Source organism: Bacillus cereus group sp. TH152-1LC (assembly GCF_027710505.1).
Classification (GTDB): Bacteria; Bacillota; Bacilli; order Bacillales; family Bacillaceae_G; genus Bacillus_A; species Bacillus_A mobilis.
Map to the genome: position 1 here is coordinate 390992 of NZ_JAQFNK010000002.1, position 15022 is coordinate 406013.

A 15022-nucleotide genomic window follows, 5' to 3' on the forward strand; every position below is an offset into this window, starting at 1 on the left:
TTATTTTGTTAAATCTAAATTTTTTAGAATTGTTTCAAGTGTAGGAATGTCCTTATTAAATGGAGAATTGTAATGTCATATATAAAAAGGAGGCGTTAAACTTGGAAACGTACGACTGGAACAGTAAACTAACATATTTAAAAAACACGAGAGATTTATATTACAATGACGATTATGTAAGCTTTTTAGTAAATACAGTTTGGAAGATTACTAAGCCCGTACATATCGTTGATTATGGTTGTGGATATGGTTATTTAGGATTAGTATTAATGCCATTACTTCCAGAAGGATCAAAGTATACTGGCGTTGATAGTGGAGAAACATTATTATCTGAAGCGAGAGAGTTGTTTCGTTTACTTCCGTATGAGGCAGAATTTCTTGAGGGAGATGCTATAGAAATTGAATTGAACGATACATACGATATAGCAATTTGTCATGCTTTCTTATTACATATGAGTTCGCCAAAAACGATGCTACAAAAAATGATGCATTCAATTAAAAAGGGCGGAAAAATAATCTGTTTTGAACCACACTGGATATCAAATATGTCTTCATACTTTTTAAATGGAGAGACTCAATCGGAAATTATTAGGCTAGGTGCTTTGCAGCAGTTATTTGAAAGTGACATGCAGAGAAGCGGAAAAGATGGAAATATTGGTATGAAAATACCGATGTTTTTAAGTGAACTAGGCGTAAAAAATATTGAATGTAGAGTAAGTGATAAAGTGAACTTTTTAGATTCTAATATGCAGCATAATGATAAACAAAGTTTGTATTATTCATTAAAAGAAGAGGGGATTGCAGGGAATCCAGGTGATAAGCAGCAATTTATAGATCGTTTAATGACTAGAGGATTAACATATGATGATGCGCTAGCTCAATATGAAGCTGAACTCCGATTTTTTAAAGCATTTCAAATGCACTCTTCTTTAGTATATGCTCCGAATATGAAAATTACATTTGGTGACATAGGATGTTGAAAGATAGCGATTTATTGAGGGTTGTCACTTTTTGTCAGTAAGTCGATATCCACCGTATAATTGCATGTACTGATTCCAGCTTCCAATAGGTAAGATCCTCATGTTACGTTATTTCATTTAATCAAACAAAATACAGAGAAAAACAATCATTTTTACTATATTTTGTTATAAATTAGAATAATATTAAATAATACTATCCATTATAGGAGATTTTAGTTGAATACCTACAATATGGTGTGTAAAATCTAAGCAAGTAGCAGTGCAAATAAATATTCGAGGTGAATACATGCTAGATTTTAAGCAGTTAGATGCTTGTTTGAAAGACAAGAGATTTATAGATGGGTTACAGGAAATAAATAATGAAATTTCATATATAAAAGAAAAGAATACTTTATCTTATGTGAAGAATTGGCTTGCTAGTGTTCCTTCACATAAGGAGTTTGACATATTAATACGCCTTACTGATGAAGGGCTTATGCACCAATACAGTTCATTCCTCATTCGCTACGCCTATAAAAAATTCCCAAATATGAGAACGCTCTCTTTATATTGTGATGAGTTAATTGATGAGCGGAAAATACTTGAAGTAGAACAGTTGTTAAAAGACTCATTAGAAGAGGTAAATAAAGAAGAAATAGAAGTTGATCTTTTAGCAAAAACATATTTTACGTTAGTACGATGTTTGTTGGAAATGAAACGAAATGAAGAAGCTCTAATGTATATGCAAAAGGCAGAGGAGTACAGTGCACGTGCCGTTTTTGATAAATGGGGCTACGTCTATATGCATACAGGTGAATGGGAGAAAGCAGAAGAACAATTTATAGCTGGCATGCAGCATAAAGATTGTGAAGAGCTATCTACCTATTTATTATCACAGTTATATGCGAATCAAGGAGAACAAAAACGTGCATTACAGCTCATTGATGATGCGATTGTAAAGTTCCCGCAAGTACCATATTTTCATTTTGAAAAGGTGAAATATTTATTAGATTTAAGGAAGTATGAAGAGATGTTAGCGGTAATAGATAACATAAATAATCAGCTTCCTTATCATGCGTATAAAACTTACTTTGTTCATTTACGTGCAGAAGCGCTTTACAAAATGAATACACTTGCAGATTTACAACAGTTATTAAAAGTAGAAAAAAGTTTAAAAGAGTCCTTATATCATAATTTAGAAAAAAATCCAGATGGCAAAAAGGTTCATTTACCGATAGTTCCGATTGTACAAAAGGATAATTATTGTGTTCCGACCAGTTTAGAAATGATGTTGCAGTTATGGGGAGAAAAACGTACACAAGATGAAATAGCAGAGTTTATTTTTGATATGACAGGCTCGAAGTTTTCAGATACTGTTTCTTATTTAGAAGAATTAGGTTATGAATATCGTTATTTTAAAGGTAATGAAGAAAATTATAAGAGGCTGCTGGATGAAGGGATTCCTGTTTTATTAAGTATAGATATTGAGCATGCTTCACATGTGCAAGTATTATCTGGGTATGATGATACGTTACAAGCTTTTTATGTTCAAGATCCGAACTTTATAGAACCCGTTATTGTAGAATATAGTAAGTTACAAGAAAAATATCGTTACACAGGGTGTTTAGCGATTACGTTTGTTCCAAAAGAAAAGAAGGAGCAACTAGTATTTTTAAATGAAGAAGAAAATCATTATTTTAAAACTATTTTTTCTCTTACGGACCATTTAGATGAACATGATAAAGAGGGGATTCATAACTTAGTACAATTTTTAAAAGAGACGAGTGATAATCCGAATACGTGGTTATATACGGTTAAGCATTTAGATGTTGAAGTAGATAATGAGTTTATTATAAGTTGTATTGAAAAGTTAATGGAGAAGTTTCCGAACTCAGATTTTGTTAAATTGCATGGTGCGCAGTGTTTTATTCGCCTTCAAGAATTAGAAAAAGCGGGGCAAATGCTTACAAGTGTCGAGAAGAAAAATAATCGTGCTTTATATCATCTAATAAACGGAAGATATGCTTTTGAACAGGAAAGTTATATAGAAGCAATTTCAAGTTTTCGTTCCTCGTTACAATTAGACGCAGATCAGCCGATTGCTTGGAGTTTTCTCGCTTTATCATATATGTATATCGACCAATCTGAAAAGGCGTTGCAGTTTTCTCAAGTTGCTTTAGAACGTAGTCCAGAACGATTCACTTTAACGAATCACGGGTTAATATTAATAGATTTAGAACGATATGAAGAAGCGTATGAAATTTTTAATGATCTGTTAAAAGAGTATAAAAATGAGGCACATGTATGGTATGAGCGAGCGAGATGTGCGCATCATTTAGGGAAATTACATTTAGCGATTAAAGGGCTTAAAATAGCGATTCATTTGGATAGTAATGCACCTTACATTTATACGAAACTTTCGGAAATATACGAATCTGATTTGAAGGATGAGGAACGTACGAAAGAAATTTTATTAAAAGGTATTAAGAATTGTGACGATAAGGCACCTCTATACGTAAAACTCGGTGACTATCATTTTCAAAATGATAGCCTGGAAGAAGCTGAAACATTGTATACTCGTGCTTTAGAAGGAAATCATGATGATGTTTATTCTCACTTTGGAATTACGCAAGTTTATATGGCAAGAGAACAATACAAGGAAGCTAAAGAATATATACTCGGTATTGAAAAGCAAATTGAAAAGAGCCAAGATTTTCTTATGAATGCGGGAATGGTTTTATGGGATGCTGAGGTTGAAGTTGGTGGAAATGAAGAAGGATTAAAAGTAGCATTGTCCAAGTTAGAGAATGGTATAAAGCAGAGTGAATATAATGTAGCAAGTACATTAGATGAATATGTGAATCGAATTAAAGGAACGGTATTTGTACAACGAGGAATAGCATTCTTAAGAACATTACACAAAGAAAGAAATGAAGTAAGTGAATACGGTTGTTATATAGGTATTTTATATGAATCTATTGGTCAGTACGGCCAAGCGATGAAAAGATATAAAAGGGCGATAGAACAAAAGGAAACAGCATTACCGTATTACCGAATTGGTGAAACACTTATGGCATTAGGGCAATTGACAGAAGCGAAACAAGCGTATGAAACCTGTTTAGAGCTTGATGAGAATTTCGTAGGTGTACATTTACAGCTTGCAGAAATATACGAAAAAGAAGAAAACCGTACTAAAGAACAAAGTCATATGGTTCAGGCGATGAAAGAAGAGCCGTTGCATATTAACATGGAATATTTGGCACAGCTTTCAGTAGAAATGAATCTTCAGGAAGAATTGCTGACTGAACTAGAACAATTAGCGGACGAAGTACCTGAAATATGGCGATTAGATGCGATTGCATATGTGTATGGAGCGATGGATGAAATAGATAAAGAACAGGCATGGATTGAATACGCGCTACAATTAGACGGTGAGCATACAGAAGTTCTATATCATTATGCAAAAGTGTTAGTGAAAAATAGAAATGAAAAAGCAATTGAGATTGCAATGAAAGTGATACAAAAAGATGTAAATAATGAACGTATATTTGAGGTATACGTAAAAGCGATAGAACAACATAAGAAATTGTCTAACATACGAGATTTTCTGCATACATTAAAAGTGAAAAAGGCAGAAAGAAGTATGGTATTTATGTATGCTGCATCTGCGGTGACGGAAAGATGGATTGAACGTCAACAAAATGAACAGCCGAAGAAATCCATAATTACGAGAGCTTTTTATCGTATGAAAAACCGTGCGAAAGAAATTTCGATTATTACTACAATCATTGATTTATATGAAATCTCATTAAAATTAAATCCGAAAAATAGTATGGCAGCGCAGCGATTTGCACTGTTTTACGAGAATGTGGCGATGTATAAAGAGGCGATAGATGTATTGCAAACATCGTTAGAAAATAAATGGGATTACGATGTAGCGAAGCAACTTGTAAATCTTTTCATAGAGTGTGAGGAAGAAGATATGTTACGGGATGCTTCGGAAGTAACGAAGCAAATGGTTCGAGAGTTACCAGATGATTATGATACGCTTCTTTTACAAGCACAAGTATTCTTTAAAATAGGGGAAGAAAGAAAAGCAGAAAAGATTACCTTACAATTAACGGAGCAAACACCGTTTGTAAGTAGAGCGTTTCTTGCTTTAGGAGAAATGTATCAAAGTCAAGAAAGGTTTGAAGAGGCGATTCGTATTTTAGAAAATGCTTCTACACATCATCCAAATGAAACAGCTATTCTTCTTTCTTTAGCATCTTCATATCATGGTGCCGGCCAAACACGAAAGGCAGAAAAAATAACAAAAGATGTATTAACAATGGATGCGAGTGATTTGTTAGCAAGATATGATCGTGCTTGTTATTTAGCTCAGTTAAACAGAAATGAAGAGGCAAAGGAAGAGCTTGAACTTGTCCTGCGTGAGGATGAGTCGGGATTTTTCGCTGAACTTATCGAGGAGGATGAAAATTTAGCAGCATTGCGAGAATTTGAAAAGTAATTGTATAACAATCGCGAAAAAGGGCATAAATAAAAATATATTTTGAATTAGTTGACAATTTATTGCCTAATGGCATAAAATAGCTTTTAACAAAGTATACAAATCTGAAGACGAGAAAGAGTAAAATAGTGTACTGTTCCCCAGAGAGCCGGTATGTTGCTGAAAGTCGGTGTGCAGACGTTATTTGAAAATCATCTCCGAGGAGCCGAGGCTGAAAATAAGTAAGCCCGGACGGATGTCTACCGTTACAAAGAACACGTATGACAGTACGTTGCTAAGTGCTATTAGTGAAGAGCTAATAGAATTAGGGTGGTAACGCGGGTAAACCCGTCCCTACTTTATAGGGACGGGTTTTTTGTGTGCTTTAAAACATTCAAAGGAGTGATTGTAGATGAAGAAAGTAGATGTAAAAGAGTCAGCTGTAGGGAGAGAAACACGTATTCGTAAGCAGTGGAACGAGCAAAGTATTTTCGAGCAATCAATTCAGAATCGAGAAGGCGCACAATCTTTTGTGTTTTATGAAGGACCACCAACGGCGAATGGATTACCGCATGTAGGTCATGCACTTGGACGGACAATTAAAGATGTAGTAGCAAGATATAAAACGATGGCTGGTTATAAAGTGTTAAGAAAAGCGGGATGGGATACACACGGTTTACCTGTAGAATTAGGTGTTGAGAAGCAACTCGATATTTCTGGTAAACATGAAATCGAAGAGTATGGAATTGAGCCATTTATTCAGAAGTGTAAAGAGAGTGTATTCACATATGAGAAGCAGTGGCGTGAATTTACTGAAAGCATCGGTTATTGGGTAGATATGGATGATCCATACGTTACGTTAGAGAATCCATATATCGAAAGTGTATGGCATATTTTAGGAACGATTCATGAAAAAGGCTTATTGTATAAGGGACATAGAGTTTCACCATATTGTCCAAGTTGTCAAACTTCACTAAGTTCACATGAGGTTGCACAAGGCTATAAAACAGTAAAAGATTTAAGTGCAACAGTTAAGTTTAAAGTGAAAGATAGTGAAAATGAGTATTTCCTAGGTTGGACAACGACACCTTGGACACTTCCAGCAAATGTTGCGCTCGCAGTACATCCAAATATGGAATACGTGAAAGCGAAACAAGAAGGTCATGTATACATTGTTGCGAAAGAACGTGTACAAGATGTATTAAAAGAAGACTATGAAGTATTATCTGTTCATAAAGGTGAAGAATTAGTAAACACATCTTATATGCCGCCATTTCTAATGAAAGAAGTTACAAATGGTTACCACGTTATCGCAGCAGATTTTGTCACGGCAGATAGTGGTACAGGACTTGTTCATATCGCTCCAGCATATGGGGAGGACGATTATAGAGTCGTTCAAAGTGCAGGATTGTCATTCTTACACGTTGTAGATGAGAAAGGTGAGTATACAGAAGCAGTACCATTTTTGAAAGGCAAGTTTGTAAAAGATTGTGACGTGGATATCGTTCGTTATTTAGCGAAGGAAGGTTTACTATATCATAAAGAAAAGTATGAACATAGCTACCCACATTGCTGGCGCTGTGATTCACCACTTCTTTATTATGCAGGAGAGAGTTGGTTAATCCGAACAACTGCAATTAAAGATACATTTTTACAAAATAACGATTCTGTTACTTGGTATCCAGATCATATGAAACATGGACGCTTTGGTAAGTTTTTAGAAAATATGGTGGACTGGAATATTAGTCGAAATAGATATTGGGGAACACCATTAAACGTATGGGAATGTGAAAGTTGCGATCATCAATTCGCACCGAAAAGCATTGCTGATTTAAGAAAGCATAGTACGAAAGAAACACCGGAAGATTTAGAATTGCATAAGCCATATGTAGATGAAGTGCAAGTATGCTGCGAAAAATGCGGAAGTACAATGAATCGTACACCAGAAGTAATTGATGTTTGGTTTGATAGTGGTTCCATGCCATTTGCGCAATATCATTATCCATTTGAAAATAAAGAGTTATTTGAAGAACAGTTTCCAGCAGATGTAATTGCAGAAGGTATTGATCAAACACGCGGCTGGTTTTATAGTTTATTAGCAGTATCAGCACTATATACAGGAAAAGTACCGTATAAACGAGTGCTATCACTAGGGCATGTTCTAGATGAAGAAGGACAGAAAATGTCTAAAAGTAAAGGGAATGCACTAGATCCAGTTGATTTAGTCAATCAGTTTGGTGCAGATGCTTTAAGATGGGCGCTACTCGTTGATAGTGCTCCGTGGAATGCGAAGCGTTTTTCTGAAAGAACAGTACTGGAAGCAAAATCTAAATTTGTAGATACATTAGTCAATGTGTATAGTTTCTACGTTTTATATGCAAATTTAGATGAGTATAATCCGAAAGAAACGTATGATGTAAAGCGGACGAAATTGGATGAATGGGTATTATCAAGATTGCATAGCACAACAAAAAAAGTGAGAACAGCACTTGATGATTATCAATTTACGAATGCAGCTCGTGAAATCGCGGCACTTGTAGATGAAGTAAGTAACTGGTACGTAAGACGATCACGTAATCGTTTCTGGGAGTCGGGTATGAGTGCTGAAAAAGCAGCTGCGTATGAGACACTTCATGAAGTACTTGTGACAATTAGTAAATTAATTGCACCATTTACACCGTTTGTCGCTGAAGATATTCATTTAAATTTAACTGGAAGTAGTGTTCATTTAGAGGATTATCCAGTTGTGAATGAATCACTACTTCAGCCGAAATTAGAAGCAGAAATGGATGCTGTTTTACAAGTTGTTGAACTTGGAAGAAGTAACCGTAATCAGCATTCTTTAAAAGTAAAACAGCCGCTAGCAGAACTTGTATTACTTGAGCATAACGAGAATGATATGGATTGGGAATCTTATCGTGATATCGTCATGGATGAGTTAAATGTAAAAGCGTTCCATGTTGAACTCGATGAAACGAAATATACGTCCTATCAATTAAAGCTTAACTTTAAAACAGCTGGGCCAAAGTTTGGTAAAAATGTGAACGCAGTGAATGGTTGGCTAAAACAATTATCACAAGAAGAAGTACAAAACTTTGTATCAACTGGAAGAGCAGTTTACGAAGCAACACCAGGAGAAGAAGTAGTTGTAACTGATGAAGATGTGTTAGTTGAGAAAGTTGCAAAATCAGGATTTTCTAATACGACTAACGGACAATATACAGTTATGTTAGATACGAATGTAACGGAAGAATTGTTACAAGAAGGAGTAGCGCGTGAATTCATTCGAGCAGTTCAAGAATATCGTAAACAGTTGAATTTACCCGTTAATTTACGAGTAGATGTTATTCTTGATACAGAGGAAGAACTACAACGCACATTAACGAACCATAAAGATTTATTGGAAGAAAATTTACTCGTTAAGCAATTTACATTTGATCACTTAACGAATGAAGACGATGAACTATCTTTAGGTGAAGCGAAAGTTCGAATTAAATTAAGCGCGGCTCATTAAAGAAAAAAGGAAGTTGGAATCATTCCAACTTCCTTTTTCGTATGGAGGTAAATTAACTAGCTAATTTCCTCATAATCCATTCGATAGGTCCTCTAGAAAATTTCTTTCTCCATAACACACTAATTACAATGCTGAAAATGAAAAATGCAGTAGCAAATAATAAAACGAATAGTAGTGATTGATGTTCCATTCTATTTAATAGAATTAATGTCCCAATACCGATAAATACATGACTGACATAATGAGTTAACGTTAATTGTCCTGTTTGTACAATGGAAGTGACAAACCAAGTGTTTCTATATTTTTCAGCGATATTGAGGCAAATGATTAATATAGTAATTGCGGATCCTGTAGCAGATAAAATATATAAAATGTTTGGTAAGATGGGTCCTGTATTAAATAAAAATGTGGCGACCTCTTTGCTGATGTATGGAATAAAAAAGTGTGTAAGTCCTTTTGATAAAAGTTCTGTCAATATTGTGATTGTAATACCGAGTAAGAGTAATCTTTCTTTAATTTTCTTATTATGAAGATCTAACCTGCCAATTATCATACCGATTAAGAAGAACGAGAACCAAGGAAAAATTGGGTGATACCCATTAAAGAATAAGTTGCGAAGAAAACCCTTTATTGTCCAGAAGTCTACATAATTTATAAATGGAGTTGGACCTCCCCAGCCCTCGAAAGTATTAAAAGTAAGCTGAAGAGATTGTGCGATGAGTAGGATAATAATAGATAGCAATAGTAATACTTTTTTGCGTACGGTAATAAGGAATGCAGCGACGAAAAGGTAAACACCGTAGTAGTGTAATATATCCCCAGTCCACTCCATTACATATAGTAGTAATCCTAAAATAAATAAGAATAGTGATCGTTTCCATATGGTCTTTCGACTACTAGAAATTTTTATTTGTTCATTGCTAGCAACGGCTGACCTAGTCATTAAAGTTATACCGATGCCTGCAAGTATAACAAACAAAGCAGAAGCTCTACCTTCAAATATTGACATGAAGGTTATTAAAAAAGGGGGACCATTTCCTTCTGCACCTGTTATCACCATGAAATTGACAAGTAGCATACCAAACATCGCCAAAGCTCTAGCAAAATCTAAGCCGATAATGCGCTTTTTTGTATTCACTTCAATCCCTTCTTTCAAAAATGCTATTTACAGCTTCAATCCAAATTTGCTTATAATCTATCTTTGCATCAATCATCATAAAATTTCCGATATTATCAAGCACTAATGCTAACATATGAGATTTTGAAACTAGATTTTTATTTTCAATTAATTGAAGTTCATTTGCTTTTGTAAGGAGTACTTCAAATCCATGTAAATATTCTGTTTGCACAGTTAGTAATCGATCTTTGTACATATTGTTTCTGGAAGATAGTAATACATACTCTTGCAACACACGATTAAAATAAGGGTCGTTTCGCTGTTCATCAATTATTTTAAGACCAATTGCAGTGCATTTTTCAATAAAATTTGGTTTCGTAAATTCTTCTGTATGAAAATACGAAGAGAACTGCATCGCTTTACATAATTCTGTAAAAATACATTCAATTAAGGCATCTTTAGACTTAAAGTAGTAATATATAGATGGTTTTGCGATACCAACCTCCTCACCAATCATCGTATAAGTTGTTTTAGCAATACCGTACGTAGCAAAAAGGCGATAACTTGCTTCCATTATTGAAGAGAGTGTTTCTTCACTTTTACTCATATAGTTCCTCCTAAAAAAAGGTTATTAACATCGTATCATTCATAAGTGTTTTTTTCAACCTACCGTTAGGTAAAAAATGGCCTGTTTTTTTACACAGTAATATGAAAAGTTTCGGGGGGAAGGGAAGGAATGGATTTAGAAATTTCTTTCTAAAGTATTGTTTTTACTTTACACATAAATATTGAGAAAATTTCACTCACCCTAAATGGAAAGGTAATAGAATTGTTTATAGAGAATTACTCGTAGATTCAATTTTTATCCCCCCATTTTGTGGGGAATGATTGCCTAGTGGTAATGGGATAAGGTTGAGCTACTTTATTAGGGGGAGTGGTTCTATGTTTAATAAAAAAATGGTGGCAATGGCAATGACTGTGCCATTAGTAATGGGGACGATTTCTACGGTTTCGGCATTGGAAAAACAACAGCAAGTAAAGCTAGAAGCTTATTCACCGCAGAAAAAAGCAACTGAATATTTAAAAGAAAATGCTGCGCAGTATGGATTGAAAGCTGACCTCTCAGACTTGCAATATATTTCTACAACAGAAACGTCAGTAGCTTCATATGTTAGGTTCCAACAAGTTGTGAATGGTGCGCCTGTATTTTCAAAACAAATTACAGTTACACTTAACGGAGAGGGAAAGGGAGTACTTGCTGTTTCTGATTATCAATCGGTCAATGGTGTGAAGGAAGTAACGACAAAAATTAGTGAAAAAGATGCAATACAAAAATCAATGGCGTATGTTGGAGAAGCAAGTGAGCAAAATTTATGGGCGCCTACAGATAAAGAGTTCGGATATATTGTTGAAGCAGGAATTGCTCGTCCAGTATATAAAGTTGTAGTCCATTCTAATAATCCATTTGGTGCATGGGAAACATTTATTGATGCAGAAAATGGAAAGTTAATTAAAAAGGTTGATATAAACCGAAAAGCAGAAGGGTCAGGAAAAGTATTTTTACCTAATCCGGTCGTATCTAGTGGTAGTAAAGTAGGTTTAAAAGATAATAACGATGCAGATTCAACGGCGCTAACGAACCAATTGAAGACTGTTACGTTAAAAGGTTTAGATGGAACAGGATTTTTAATTGGAGAGTATGTAACGATTTCTTCAAAGGCGAAAACAAAATCTACGAATTTACAATTTAACTACACACGCGCAAATGATAGCTTTGAAGATGTGATGTCGTATTATCATATCGATACATTACAGCGTTACATTCAAGGGTTAGGTTTTAAAAATATTAATAACCGTTCGATAAAAGTGAATGTTAATGGTACAACTGATGATAACTCATTCTATTCTCCATCAACAAAAGCTTTAACTTTCGGTACTGGAGGTGTTGATGATGCAGAAGATGCTGGTATTATCGCACATGAGTATGGGCATTCGATTCAAGATAACCAAGTTCCTGGCTTTGGTAGTTCAGCAGAAGGTGGAGCGATGGGAGAAGGATTTGGCGACTTCTTAGGTGCTACATATGAAGATGCAGTATCAACTACTGGATATGGTAAAGCATGTGTTGGAGAATGGGATGCGACAGCTTATTCTAGTTCAGATCCAACATGCTTACGACGATTAGATACGAATAAAGTATATCCGAAAGATATAACGAATGAAGTGCATGATGATGGTGAAATTTGGGCTCAAGGTCAATACGAAATGGCACAAGCTTTTGGCCGTGATGTAGCAACAAAAATCATTTTACAATCACACTGGTCATTAACACCAAACTCTAAATTCAGTGATGGAGCAAAAGCAATTAAGCAAGCGGATGCTCTTTTATATGGAGGACAACATGCTGCTGATATCGATCGTATTTGGGCAGCAAGAGGAATTAGTACGAATTAATGTAAAAAGTCGTGGCATTTATAAGCCACGACTTTTTAATTTGCTTATGAACTGGTACTAGTAAAGGTAGCTAAATGAATGGTAGTGTGAATTTAGCTGCATTCGTTTATTTTTTCTCGTCTTTAAAAACAAAATGCTCTTTAAATTTTCGAGACTCAACTTTTTGACCATTTCGCATGGAGCGGAAAGGGTGTTCTTGCCAAGTAATGATTACATCAACTACATCTGATTTTGTAGAAACTGGAAAATTAGCATGTCTAAATCCAGTTTTTCCACTTGCTAAACGACTTTCCTTTAGGGAAAAGAGTTCATATTTCGTTTTTGTTTTTGGCTCGTTGCGGAATACTTCGACTTGTACGTTATATACTTCACTGTTTCCAACATTTTTTACTGAAAATTGATATGTATTAAATTCATCTTTTTTAGCTTGAAGCATATTTTTATCATTGTTCTTCGGTTCATCAATATTCACTTTCCATTGATCAGAGTTTTGGGAGATCGGTAAAGCTTTTGGTGAGTAGGCGTACGTTTCATTCACTACAATTAGACATAACAAAAGAAGAAAGAAACTAATCGCTTTTTTCATATAAACACCTCGCTATGAAATTTTTAACCCGCTATTTGCCGGACAGTCAGACCCTCCACCTCAAAATTGAGGGAAAGTAAAGAAGTTAGGTGGGGGGGCGGGCTTCCCGTAAAAGCCCGATTGGTGAGGACTGATAATCAGTGGGGAAGAACAAAATCCCCACTGATTAAAGTTTCACTTTATTAATATGCGTAAATAAAACGGTGATTATGTAATAAAATGGAAAGGGGGTGGTACTTTGATCCAGATGAATTTGAAAAAACTTGAAGAGGTAGTAGGTGGTGAAGGGTTACAAGAATCGTTTCATCATATAGAGATACATGGTGTCTGCATAGATTCCAAAAGCATTAAAGAAGGAAATGTATTTGTTCCAATCATTAGGTTGAAAGATGGACATGATTATGTGAAAGAGGCAATTGATAATGGAGCTGTCGCTTCCTTATGGAAAAAGTCTTATGGTACTCCTCCAAAAGGGATGCCAATTATATTTGTAGATGACACTTTGCTTGCTTTGCAACAATTGGCACAATTTTACCGAGAAGAGCTAAATGTAAAAGTGATTGGAATTACAGGGAGTAATGGCAAGACAACGGTAAAAGATATTGTAAACACGATTTTAAGTACAACTTATCGTGTGCATAAAACAAAGGGGAATTTAAATAGTCAAATCGGTTTGCCGTTAACAATTTTAGAAATGAAACGAGATACAGAGTTTTTAATACTTGAAATGGGAATGAGTGAAAAAGGACAAATTCGAAACTTATCAAAAATAGCACAGCCGGATGTAGTGATCATTACAATGATTGGCCAGTCTCACTTAGAAACGCTTGGATCAAGAGAAGAGATTGCGAAGGCTAAATTAGAAATTATTGATGGATTAAAAGATGAAGGATTATGTTTGTATAATGGTGATGAACCATTGCTTTTGAAAAATAAGAATCTATTGAGTATAAAGTGTAAGGCATTTGGTGAAAAGTATACAAATGATTTGTTTCCAACAAACGTGAAATTAGATGAATATGGTGTTCATTTTAAATTAAATGATTCAAAAATACAGTACGATGTTCCCTTACATGGAAAACATAATATTTTAAATACAATTGTCGGAATCGCCGTAGGTCAATTTTACAATATCTCTACAGAAAAAATACAGGAAGCATTGCGGCAAGTAAATATTACTCATATGCGCTTTCAATTTTTAACTGCCAAAACAGGTTTTACAATTATTGACGATGCGTGGAATGCTAGTCCCTCTTCAATGAAGGCTGCAATTGAAACGTTACAGACATTAAATGCCTATAAGAAAAAAATGATAGTAATTGGGGATATGTTGGAGTTAGGGAAGAATGCTGAAACATATCATAGAGAAATCGGTAAAATGCTCAAACAAGAGAGCATTCAATATGTATTTACTTATGGAGAGTTAGCTGAAATTGTAGCGGAAGAAGCAAGAAAGAAATATGATACAGGAAAAGTACAATCATTTAATAATAAGACCAAAATAGCAGAGGAAGTATTAAAAGTAATAACGGAAAATGATGTTGTATTATTGAAAGGCTCACGTGGAATGGCTTTAGAGGAGATTGTACAAAATTGGATATGAAAAATGAAAATATATTTAAAAAGGCTTGCGTTTTATAAAGCGAAGAGATAGAATACTCTGTAAATATAAAAAGTGATGATCAGGAAAAGTACATGGTGCAAAGGTCTACAGAGAGCAGCCGGTTGCTGGGAAGGTTGCGATACCGCATGATGGAAAGACACCTGTGAGTGTTGCTTTGAACGTGATTATTAGTAAAAGCAAACGGTACCTACCGTTATCAGGGCTAAGATGGTCAGTATGACAATTTGGGTGGTACCGCGGAAAAAATCCGTCCCTATTTATAGGGGCGGATTTTTGTAT

At 34.9% G+C, this 15022-nt stretch carries 8 protein-coding genes and 2 other annotated features; of the genes, 5 read left to right on the forward strand and 3 right to left on the reverse strand.

Going from position 1 to position 15022, the window contains the following annotated elements; genetic code table 11:
* The first annotated feature begins 101 nt into the window (after positions 1-101).
* The 3 genes from PDL00_RS08580 (at position 102) to ileS (ending at position 8962) form a co-directional block, all read left to right on the forward strand.
* Positions 102-980 (forward strand): class I SAM-dependent methyltransferase, encoded by an 879-nt coding sequence (locus PDL00_RS08580; protein ID WP_270728493.1) that lies wholly within the window; start codon positions 102-104, stop codon positions 978-980.
* 286 nt (positions 981-1266) lie between these two features.
* Positions 1267-5469, forward strand: a complete 4203-nt coding sequence (locus tag PDL00_RS08585) for a bacteriocin-processing peptidase family protein (RefSeq protein ID WP_270728497.1) — start codon at positions 1267-1269, stop codon at positions 5467-5469.
* A 98-nt stretch (positions 5470-5567) separates the two neighbouring features.
* Positions 5568-5807: a binding site (T-box leader), on the forward strand.
* A gap of 53 nt (positions 5808-5860) precedes the next feature.
* Complete coding sequence (ileS, locus tag PDL00_RS08590; RefSeq protein WP_270728500.1) at positions 5861-8962, forward strand: isoleucine--tRNA ligase; 3102 nt, start codon at positions 5861-5863, stop codon at positions 8960-8962.
* A 52-nt stretch (positions 8963-9014) separates the two neighbouring features.
* On the opposite strand, the gene PDL00_RS08595 is transcribed toward ileS, so the two are convergent.
* Positions 9015-10100 (reverse strand): DUF418 domain-containing protein, encoded by a 1086-nt coding sequence (locus tag PDL00_RS08595; protein ID WP_270728503.1) that lies wholly within the window; start codon positions 10098-10100, stop codon positions 9015-9017.
* Between the two features lies 1 nt (position 10101).
* Positions 10102-10686: a TetR/AcrR family transcriptional regulator gene (locus PDL00_RS08600; RefSeq protein ID WP_242255485.1), complete on the reverse strand. Its 585-nt coding sequence runs from the start codon at positions 10684-10686 to the stop codon at positions 10102-10104.
* Positions 10687-11021: 335 nt separating this feature from the next.
* Here PDL00_RS08600 and PDL00_RS08605 point away from each other — a divergent pair, with 335 nt between their 5' ends.
* Positions 11022-12533 carry a M36 family metallopeptidase gene (locus PDL00_RS08605; RefSeq protein ID WP_242255487.1) on the forward strand — a complete coding sequence of 504 codons (1512 nt, stop codon included), beginning with the start codon at positions 11022-11024 and terminating at the stop codon, positions 12531-12533.
* A gap of 106 nt (positions 12534-12639) precedes the next feature.
* Here the strand turns inward: PDL00_RS08605 and PDL00_RS08610 are convergent, their stop codons facing one another.
* On the reverse strand, positions 12640-13119 hold the full coding sequence (locus tag PDL00_RS08610; protein ID WP_270728508.1) for a hypothetical protein: 480 nt from the start codon (positions 13117-13119) through the stop codon (positions 12640-12642).
* Between the two features lie 247 nt (positions 13120-13366).
* Between PDL00_RS08610 and PDL00_RS08615 the strand changes: the two genes are divergently transcribed.
* Positions 13367-14722 (forward strand): UDP-N-acetylmuramoyl-tripeptide--D-alanyl-D-alanine ligase, encoded by a 1356-nt coding sequence (locus PDL00_RS08615; protein ID WP_270728807.1) that lies wholly within the window; start codon positions 13367-13369, stop codon positions 14720-14722.
* A 66-nt stretch (positions 14723-14788) separates the two neighbouring features.
* Positions 14789-15001 (forward strand) — a binding site (T-box leader).
* The last annotated feature ends 21 nt before the right edge of the window (positions 15002-15022 follow it).

What these genes read in the sequence shown, in the direction of transcription:
- PDL00_RS08585 (WP_270728497.1), top strand. Translation starts at nt 1,267, where the DNA reads ATGCTAGATTTTAAGCAGTTAGATGCTTGTTTGAAAGACAAGAGATTT.
- ileS (WP_270728500.1), top strand. Translation starts at nt 5,861, where the DNA reads ATGAAGAAAGTAGATGTAAAAGAGTCAGCTGTAGGGAGAGAAACACGT.
- PDL00_RS08600 (WP_242255485.1), bottom strand. Translation starts at nt 10,686, where the DNA reads ATGAGTAAAAGTGAAGAAACACTCTCTTCAATAATGGAAGCAAGTTAT.
- PDL00_RS08605 (WP_242255487.1), top strand. Translation starts at nt 11,022, where the DNA reads ATGTTTAATAAAAAAATGGTGGCAATGGCAATGACTGTGCCATTAGTA.
- PDL00_RS08610 (WP_270728508.1), bottom strand. Translation starts at nt 13,119, where the DNA reads ATGAAAAAAGCGATTAGTTTCTTTCTTCTTTTGTTATGTCTAATTGTA.
- PDL00_RS08615 (WP_270728807.1), top strand. Translation starts at nt 13,367, where the DNA reads ATGAATTTGAAAAAACTTGAAGAGGTAGTAGGTGGTGAAGGGTTACAA.